The organism is Micrococcales bacterium (genome assembly GCA_009784895.1).
In the GTDB taxonomy this organism is placed as follows: Bacteria; Actinomycetota; Actinomycetes; order Actinomycetales; family WQXJ01; genus WQXJ01.
In genome coordinates, this window is sequence record WQXJ01000072.1 from 1 (window position 1) to 7,013 (window position 7,013).

The 7,013-nt window shown below is 62.9% G+C and carries 4 protein-coding genes and 1 pseudogene; all 5 read left to right on the plus strand.

All coding sequences use genetic code 11. The features are described from left to right. Positions 1-58 precede the first annotated feature (58 nt). The 5 genes and pseudogenes from topA (at position 59) to FWD29_09500 (ending at position 6,736) form a co-directional block, all read left to right on the plus strand. Positions 59-2,758, plus strand: a complete 2,700-nt coding sequence (gene topA / locus FWD29_09480; GenBank protein MCL2804161.1) for a type I DNA topoisomerase — start codon at positions 59-61, stop codon at positions 2,756-2,758. Next, a complete protein-coding gene (locus FWD29_09485) occupies positions 2,758-3,237 on the plus strand; it encodes a tRNA (cytidine(34)-2'-O)-methyltransferase (protein MCL2804162.1) in 480 nt (159 codons plus the stop codon). Before topA ends, FWD29_09485 begins: the two co-directional genes overlap by 1 nt. 65 nt (positions 3,238-3,302) lie before the next feature. Then, positions 3,303-3,953, plus strand: a complete 651-nt coding sequence (gene tmk, locus FWD29_09490; protein MCL2804163.1) for a dTMP kinase — start codon at positions 3,303-3,305, stop codon at positions 3,951-3,953. Then, positions 3,950-5,110: a DNA polymerase III subunit delta' gene (locus FWD29_09495; GenBank protein ID MCL2804164.1), complete on the plus strand. Its 1,161-nt coding sequence runs from the start codon at positions 3,950-3,952 to the stop codon at positions 5,108-5,110. The genes tmk and FWD29_09495 overlap by 4 nt, the downstream gene beginning before the upstream one ends. 251 nt (positions 5,111-5,361) lie before the next feature. Next, positions 5,362-6,736, plus strand: a pseudogene (locus FWD29_09500) (alpha/beta hydrolase). Positions 6,737-7,013: the final 277 nt, after the last annotated feature.

Genomic DNA, 7,013 nt, shown 5'->3' on the forward strand with positions numbered 1-7,013 from the left:
CGATGGGGTACCGTCTTGGGCCGTAGGTCTGTATTCGTTTCTGCGGCGAGGAGGAGTCGTGCCGGCAAACCGAAAGCTGGTTATTGTGGAGTCCCCGGCCAAGGCCAGGACAATTGAGAGCTATCTCGGCTCCGATTTCGACGTTGAAGCCTCGATTGGGCATGTCAGGGATCTACCCCAACCCTCTGAGTTACCAAAAGACATGAAAAAGGGCCCTTTTGGCCGTTTCGCGGTCAACGTCGAGAACGATTTCGAGCCCTATTACGTGGTTGAGCCGGAAAAGAAACGGACCGTCACCGAATTGCGCAAGGCCCTGGCTGGCGCTGACGAGCTCTACCTGGCCACTGACGAAGACCGTGAGGGCGAGGCGATTGCCTGGCATTTGCTCCAGGTCCTCAAACCCAAAGTGCCCGTTTACCGCATGGTTTTCCACGAGATCACTAGGGACGCCATCGGGCAGGCGCTGGCCAACCCGCGCCAAGTCGACACCAACCTGGTCGACGCCCAAGAAACCCGCCGCATCCTCGACCGGCTCTATGGCTACGAGGTCTCGCCGGTGCTGTGGCGCAAGGTCCGGGCCGGGCTTTCGGCCGGTCGGGTCCAATCGGTCGCTACCCGCTTAGTGGTCGAACGTGAGCGCGAGCGCATTGCCTTCCAGACGGCCGAATACTGGGACATCACCGCCACTATGACCACTACGGCCGGCAGCAGTTTCGAAGCCAAACTGCTGTCTCTGGACGGCGCCAAGGTGGCCACGGGCAAAGATTTCGACGACTCGGGCCGCTTGGCTGCCACCGGTAGCGTCCAGCTTGGCCAAAGCCAGGCCCAGGCCACTGCGGCCAATCTAAGCGGCGCCGCCTTCGAGGTCCAAGACCTTGCGACCAAGCCCTATAGGCGCCGCCCAGCCGCCCCGTTCACCACCTCCACCTTGCAGCAAGAAGCCTCACGCAAGTTGCGAATGAACTCCCGTCAAACCATGCGGGTGGCCCAGAGTCTCTACGAGTCCGGTCACATTACTTATATGCGGACCGATTCAACCAACCTGTCAAACCAGGCCGTGGCAGCGGCTCGGCGCCAGGCGACCGAGCTTTACGGGGCGGATTCGGTTTCCCCCTCGCCTAGGGTCTACGCCAACAAGTCCAAGGGCGCCCAAGAGGCGCATGAGGCCATTCGACCTTCCGGCGACCGTTTCGCCATGCCGGCGGAACTGGCCGGGCGGTTGAACGCCGAACAGCGCAAGCTTTATGACCTGATCTGGAAACGCACAGTCGCCAGCCAAATGACAGACGCCACCGGCCAAACGGTTTCGGTCCGGTTGGGGGCGGCCTTGCCAGATGGCCGTCCAGTGATCTTTGGCGCAGCCGGCACGGTTATCACGCACCGGGGTTTCCTGGCGGCCTATGAAGAAGGTCGCGACGCTTCGCGCTATGGCGAGGACCGTGACGGTACTGACGTCCGGCTGCCGCAAATGACGCAGGGTGAGACCGTCACCGCTTCCGACTTGGTGCCGGCTGGACACCAGACCTCACCTCCGCCCCGTTTCACCGAGGCGTCGTTAGTTGCGGCGTTGGAACAGCGTGGCATTGGCCGGCCGTCAACCTATGCCGCCACGGTTTCGGTGATCGAAGATAGGGGTTATGTCTTCAAGCGTGGTTTGGCCTTAGTGCCCACCTGGCTGGCCTTTTCGGTCACCAGGCTGTTGGAGCAGTCCTTCGCCGATCTAGTCGACTACGACTTCACGGCGGAAATGGAGGCCGGCCTAGATCAAATCGCGGCCGGTGAGGCTGGTCGAGTGGCTTGGCTGCGGGACTTCTACTTTGGCGCCGACCCAACTGTTCCGGCCCCCCCCGGCGGCTCGCTGAAACAGGTCGGTCTAAAACGTCTGGTCGAGGATCTGGGCGAAATTGACGCCCGCGATATCAACACCGTCGAGCTAGGTAATGGCATTTCGCTGAGGGTGGGGCGCTACGGACCCTACGTTGAACGTCCGCCGGCTGGGGATGAGGGCGAGGCCAAGCGGGTATCGGTGCCAACTGATTTGGCGCCAGACGAACTGACCTTGGCTAAGGCCCGGGAGCTGCTTGAGGCCGAGGCCGAAACCGACCGGCCGCTGGGCCAAGACCCGGCCACCGGCCATGAGGTAGTGGTCAAGAACGGTCGCTTTGGACCGTTTGTCTCGCTTTTGCCGCCGCCCGCGGCCGATGGCGAAAAAAAGGCACCCAAGGCGCGCAACGCCTCGCTATTCAAGTCGATGGATCCGGCCACAGTGTCTTTGGAACAAGCCCTACGCTTACTGTCACTGCCGCGGGTAGTGGGCCAAGACGCCGCCGGGGAGACCATTACCGCCCAAAACGGGCGCTTTGGCCCCTACATCAAATGCGGCACCCAATCGCGCTCGCTTGACCATGAGGAGCAACTGTTCAGCCTGACTGAGGATGAGGCCAGGGCCATTATGTTGGCACCCAAACCAAGGCGCGGTGCGGCCGCCGGTCCGTTGCGCGAGTTGGGCGATGATCCGGCCACGGGCAAGAAAGTGGTCGTCAAAGACGGTCGCTTCGGTCCCTATGTCACCGACGGCCAGACTAACGCGACACTGCGCAAGGGCGATGACCCGGAGCAGGTCACTTTGGAGCGGGCGGCCGAGCTGCTGGCGGACAAACGAGCCAGGCCGCCGGCCAAGCGCCGCACAGCTGCTCGTTCGACCGGACGCAAAACCACTGGCGGCGGGCGCTCTCGCTCCACAGGCAAGAAGAAATAGTGTTTGACCTTGTTTTTTACGCCCCGTGCATTCCGTCGAACACTGGCAACGCCATCCGCTTGGCGGCGGTTACCGGGGTGCGGCTGCATTTGGTTGAACCGCTTGGCTTTGAGCTGACTGACGCCAAACTGAGACGCAGCGGGCTCGACTACCACGACCTAGCGGTGATGAAAGTCCACCGGGACTTTGACGCCCTGCTGGGTGCACTGACCACCCAGCCCGGCCCGGCCCGGCGGATTTGGGCTTTCAGCACCGAGGCCACTACTGCCTACAACTCGATTAGCTACCAGCCTGACGATGTGCTGTTGTTTGGGCCTGAACCGGACGGATTGCCGGTCTCGATCAAGCACCATGGAGCCGTTACCGCCCAGCTTCGTATCCCTATGTTGCCGGCCAGGCGTTCACTTAATCTGGCCAATTCGGCCTCGATTGTGGTCTACGAGGCCTGGCGGCAAAACGACTTTGCCGGCGGCCTGTAGGACTTCGGGGACGCGACGGATCGCTTAGCGCCATCGTGTCTGTGCCGGGTGGCAGACTTGTTCCTATGAGTAGGGGCCGGTTTATCGCCTTTGAGGGTGGCGACGGCGTTGGCAAGTCGGTTCAAGTCGAACTCTTGGCCGGCCAGCTCCGCGCCACCGGTGTGGCTGGGGTAGACGGCGGGGTGGAACTGGTGCTGACGCGGGAACCGGGCGGCACCAAACTTGGCGCCGAATTGCGCCAGACGCTGCTGCACGGTGGCGAGGTCGCCCCTGCGACCGAGGCCCTGCTTTACGCCGCCGACAGAGCCCAACATGTGGCCCAGGTAATCATCCCGGCCCTCGAACGCGGCGCAGTGGTGATCTCTGATCGTTTTGTCGACTCCTCGTTGGCCTACCAAAGCTATGGCCGGGGCCTTGATCTCGAGGCCGTCATGGCCATAAACCACTTTGGTACTGGGGGTTTGGTGCCGGATATGACGGTGGTCTTGGAAGTCCCGCCAGCCGTAGCGGCCCAACGCCAAGCCGCCGCCGGTGACACGCCAGATCGGCTGGAATCAGCCGGTGCGGCTTTCCACCAGGCCGTCGCGGCTGGCTATCTAGACCTGGCGCGTTTGGCTCCGGAGCGGCACACAGTGATTCCGGCCATGGGCACTCCGGCGCAAGTAGCGGCCAGGGTTTGGGCGGCGCTGGCGCCAGTTCTGGACGTGAAGCCGTGACGGTGTGGAACCAGGTGGTGGGACAGCCTGGTCCGGTTGGAGCACTGGCGGCAGCGGCCAAGGACACCACGGCCATGACCCACGCCTGGCTTATCACAGGCCCTCCCGGTTCGGGCCGGTCGGTGGCCGCTCGGGCCTTTGCCGCTGCGCTGCAATGCGGTCAGGGTGGCTGTGGCCAGTGCGCTGACTGCCGCCAGGTGGCGCACCGTTCCCATCCTGATGTCTTTGATGCGGCCACCCAAACAGTGGTTATTGGCATTGATGAGGTCCGCCAATGGGTCACCCTGGCGGCCCGCAAACCGGCCAGAGGCCGCTGGCGTGTCTTGTTGATCGAAGACGCTGACCGGATGCTTGAGCGCACCGGAAACGTGCTATTGAAGTCGCTCGAAGAGGCCCCCCAGCACACTGTTTGGATCCTGACAGCGCCAAGCCCGGCGGATGTGCTGCTGACAATCCGGTCGCGCTGCCGGCTAGTTGGGCTGGGCATTCCACCGATTACCGATGTGATCGGTGTACTGGTGGAAGGCGGCGTTGAGGCAGAAGCGGCCCGCCTGGCCGCCCTGGCGGCCCAATGCCACATTGGCTTGGCCCGGCACCTGGCTTCTGACGCCGAGGCGGCCGCATTTAGGCGACTGGTCCTGGGCCTACCGGCCAATTCGGTCTCAGTGGCCTTGGCCGCCATTGGAGCCGGTCGGCTCGATGACGCGGCCCGGGCCAGGGCGGAGTCGGTGGTTAAGGAACGCGAGGGGGCGGATAGGGCCAAACTTCTGGCTTCGATCGGAGAGGCCAGCCGGGGCCGAATGTCTGCCTATGGCCGGGCCCGGCTGAAAGAGTTTGACGAAGAATCCAAGAAAAGAGCCAGGCGCCAGCAAGTCGACACACTGGACAGGGCCTTGTCCTATCTGCTGGCCTTTTACCGCGATGTGCTGGTGGCCCAATTCGGCGCCAAAGTAGACCTGGTCAACCAAGACTGCGCCGGCTTGGTCGCGGCCTGTGCCCAGGCCACCAGCCTTGACCAAACCATGGCCTGCCTGGCGGCAATTGAACAAGCGCGCGTCAGGGTGGCGGCCAACGTCGCTCCCGCCCTAGCCTTGGAGGCAATGGCGGCGGCCTTGGCCCTGCCGCAATTGTTTGGCCCCAAGGAGACCCAATCGTGACAAGACCACACTGGTCCAAACTGGCCGCGTTGCTTGGTCTAGTTGCGCTCGTGGCGACGGCCTGTATGCCCGGGGTGCTGGCGACATCGGGCAACACGCCCAGCCCAACTGTCACGGTCGATGTCACAGACCTCTTCAACCAGGCCGTGACCTGGAAACCCTGCGATGACGTGGCCCGCGGGGCCGAATGCGCCACAATCAAGGCACCGTTGGACTGGGACCAGCCGGACGGCGACACCATTGACATCGCGATGGCGCGTTTGGTGGCGGCCAAGCCGGATCAGCGCGTTGGCTCGCTGCTGCTGAATCCCGGCGGGCCGGGCGGCAGCGGTATAGGTTTCCTCGACTACTTCAGTTCGTTGGCCGGCCAAGGTGTTCTCGACAGTTTTGACGTGATTGGCTTTGACCCGCGTGGGGTGGGTGATTCCTCCGCCGTGGTCTGCTTCACCACAACGCAGGAGCTGGACGACTTCTATGCCGTCGACTGGCCCGTCACACCGGAGGGTTTCGCCGAATCGGCTGAGATTGTAAGGCCATTCGTCGAGGCTTGCGATCAGAACACTGGGCCGTTGCTGGGCCACGTCGACACCGATTCCTCGGCCAAGGATATGGACCTGATTCGAGCAGTCCTGGGCGACCAGGAGCTCTATTACGTGGGCTACTCCTACGGCTCCCAACTAGGGGCAGCCTACGCTGAGCTGTTTCCTGACAACGTTGGGCGGCTGGTGCTTGACGGCGCAGTTGATCCTTCCCTACCGTCCAGCGAACACGACCTGGCCCAAGCCACCGGGTTCCAGCAGGCCTTGGGCGCCTATGTCGATGACTGCCTGGGCAAAAGCGGCTGCCCGCTGACCGGTTCCAAGGACGCGGCTCTAAACCAAATCCATGAGCTGCTGGTCTCGATTGCGGCCAAGCCGCTGCCCGGTGACGGCCAGCGCGAGCTGACCTTGCCGCTGGCACTGAATGGACTGCTGGTGACGATGTATGAGGATTCGGCCTGGTTCATGCTGACCACCGCCCTGGGCCAAGCGCTCAAAGGCGACGGGATTGGGCTGTTGATGCTGTCAGACATCTACCTTGACCGCGACGACACTGAGGGCTACACCACCAACCAGATGGAAGCGTTTGTGGCGATTGGTTGCCTCGATTCACGTGCACCGGCGGACCTGGCCTCAGCCCAGGCCCAGGCAGATCGCTTGATCAAGGCGGCGCCAACCTTTGGTGAGTTCTGGGGCTTTTCTGAGAAACTCTGTGATCAATGGCCCTACCCACAGGTTGGCGAGCCCAAGGCGGTGACTGCGGCCGGGGCGGCGCCCATCTTGGTTATCGGTACCACTGGTGACCCGGCCACCCCCTTCGCTTGGGCCCAGGCCCTGGCTGACCAGCTTGAATCTGGCGTTTTGCTGACCTACGAAGGCCACGGTCACACCGCCTACGGTCGGTCCAACTCCTGCGTCAATGAGGTAGTTGACGCCTATCTGGTTGACGGGGCTGTGCCGGGGGATGGCAAGGTTTGCTGACCGCTGGGCTCAACTAGAACGACCTGCGGGCCTGTCCTGCGTCGATGAGGTAGTTGACGCCTATCTGATTGACGGGGCTGTGCCGGCAGATGGCAAGGCTTGCTGACAGCTGGGCTCAACTAGAACGACCTGCGGGCCTGTCCTGCGTCAATGGGGTAGTTGACGCCTTCTTGATTGACGGGGCTGTGCCGGGGGATGGCAAGGTTTGCTGACAGCTGGGCTCAACTAGAACGACCTGCGGGCCTGCGCTAGGGTGGAACCCCGTCTTTCGGGTGGTGGGGTGTGGGTTTTCGGTGGTTTAGCTGGTGTTCAACCTGAACTAGTGGCGGCGTGGCGTGTCGCTAGCGGCTGCTAGCCGCTGTAGATTGGATACATGCGGATAC